Raw genomic sequence first — 2,601 nt, 5'->3', positions numbered from 1 at the left:
CAAAGGTTTGTGCGGGCGTTTTGTGCAAAAGAGCATCCCCTAGTCATTTTCTTAGACGATCTACAGTGGATCGATTCTGCGACGTTGAAGTTAATCGAACTCATCTTACTTGACGAGCAAACTCAATCTCTGTTTTTGATCGGAGCCTACCGAGATAACGAACTGACTCCAACGCATCCGTTGGTCTTAACGCTAGAGAGGCTGCGAAAAGGGGGAGCAGTATTTCAGGAAATCATTCTGACCCCCTTAACACTAGAACCGTTGAGTCAACTGATAGCTGAGACATTACATCACAATCCTGATATCGTTCGCTCCCTAGCCCAAGTCGTGTTGCGTAAAACCGAGGGCAACCCTTTCTTTGTGGGTGAATTTTTGAAGCTGCTGCATAGCGAAAACCTGTTGACTTTCGATGCCCAACAGTTAAGTTGGCAGTGGAACCTAGCTGAGATTGAAGCTCAAGATATCACCGATAATGTGGTGGAGTTACTGCTGCGTCAGTTGCAGAAATTACCGGGAGCAACACAGCAAACTCTCTGCATCGCCGCTTGTGTCGGGGCTGAATTTGATTTAGAGACGTTAGCCATCATTTGCGAAAAATCACCGAAAGCAATTTTTCAGGATCTACTAGCAGCAATACAAGCGGGATTAATTCAACCTTTGTCTGACTTGGACGAAGATTTGTTGGTTCAAGAGTATAAGTTTCTGCACGACCGCGTTCAGCAAGCGGCTTATGCTTTGATTGATGAATCACAGAAACAGGTTGTTCATCTGCAAATCGGTCGCAATTTACTCGAAAAAACTTCATCAGAGCAACGATCCGATAGACTGTTTACTATTGTGGATCATCTCGATCAAGGAACGGAGCTTGTCAATGCTCAACCAGAACGAACTGAAATTGCCAGATTGAATTTAATGGCAGGTCAGAAAGCAAAGGCAGCAACGGCTTATGAAGCAGCTTTTAAGTATTTCACTACAGGGCTTAAACTCCTCAATTCAGAGAGTTGGCTCAGTGAGTATGACCTCACCTTAGCGCTGTATTCAGAAGCAGCAGAAGCGGCGTATCTCCAGGGTCGCTTTGATGAGATGGAACAGTTGGTAGAAGTGGTACTTGATCGTGCCAAAACAGTGGTTGACAAAGTGCAGGTTTACGATAGCAGAATTCAAGGATATTTGTCGCAGGGTAACCTGAAAGAAACACTAAAAACTGGATTGGAAGCGTTAAAGCTCTTGGGAATAGATTTAATAGAAAATCCAAGTCGGGCAGATATTCAAAGGGAATTGGAGTCAACGGCTGCATTACTCGCCCAACGCGAAATCGAAGACTTGAGTAATTTACCAGAGATTGCTGCACCAGAACCACTGGCAGCTATAACAATCCTATCGAATATCGGGTCTGCTGCATTTATAACGTTACCAGCACTGTGGATACTGATTATATGCAAAACGGTAAATTTATCAATCACCTACGGTAATGCTATCTGGTCACCGATGTATTATGCTGCCTACGGATTTGTTCTATGTGGAGTTGTTCAAGACATTGAACTCGGCTATAAATTTGGTCAATTGGCTCTTACCTCGGCAGAACAATTGAATAACAAAAGAGGCAAGGCTAGAACCCTAAGGTTTTCGGGTACCCATATCATGCAATGGAAGGTGCATCTTAGGAACATAATACCCATGCTGGCTGATGCCTATCAAAGTGGAGTGGAAACTGGAGACTTTGAATGTGCTGGTTATGCTGCCTATAACGTATGCTATAACTCGTTTTCTGCTGGAGAGGAACTCACCCAACTGGAACAAAAAACAGCAACCTATAGCAAAGCGATCAATCAAATCAGGCGGAAAAGCCCCTCGAATTGGCTGGCAATAGTGTGGCAGACCATTCTTAATTTGTTAGATAGGTCTGAGAATCCCAGTCGCTTAGTTGGTCGGGTGTGTGATGAAGAGGAGGCGTTATCACACGCTATTGCAGTTAAAGATGGAACTGTAATTCAAATACTCTATTTACACAAAGTCATACTGTTTTATCTATTTGAAGAACACCATCAAGCTGTACAGACTGCTATTTTGGCAAGGCAACATTTTGAAGAGGTGTCAGCAATAATAAGTCTACCTATATTCTGTTTCTATCATTCTCTAGCGCTTTTGAGCCTATCGCTCGATGCTTCAAACTCTGAAAAAGCAGCTTGGCTCAGTTGTGTTAGCACTAACCAAGAAAAAATGCAGAAATGGGCAGAACACGCCCCAATGAATTATCTCCATAAATTTCATCTAGTCGAGGCAGAGAAAGCACGAGTCTTAGGGCAATTTCTTGAGGCTGAAGAGTTTTATGAACGAGCGATTCAAGGAGCCAGAGAAAATGAGTATATTCAGGAAGAAGCATTAGCTTATGAATTAGCGGCTAAACATTATCTAGCGCGAGGTCGAGAAAAATTTGCCCAGCTCTACATGAAAGAAGCACACTACTGCTATGAAAGATGGGGAGCGATGGCAAAAGTCAAAGATTTAGAAACTCGCTACCCGCAGTTCTTTTCTCAATCACCGGTTGTGACCTACACGCCAATCCATACAACTTCTGGAACTACTTCTGCTCGCTTAGAC

Annotated in this window: 1 protein-coding gene; it reads left to right on the top strand. The window is 43.4% G+C overall.

Annotated elements, in window-relative coordinates; translation table 11 throughout:
- Window positions 1–2,601 (top strand): AAA family ATPase (locus tag H6G00_RS33970; protein WP_347278264.1); only part of this gene is annotated, 2,601 nt, incomplete at both ends.

Origin of the sequence: Leptolyngbya sp. FACHB-541, assembly GCF_014695875.1 — a bacterium.
Lineage (GTDB): Bacteria > Cyanobacteriota > Cyanobacteriia > Elainellales > Elainellaceae > JAAUTN01.
The sequence above is the reverse complement of the archived record's forward strand: the minus strand, read 5'-3'. Positions and strand labels throughout refer to the sequence as shown.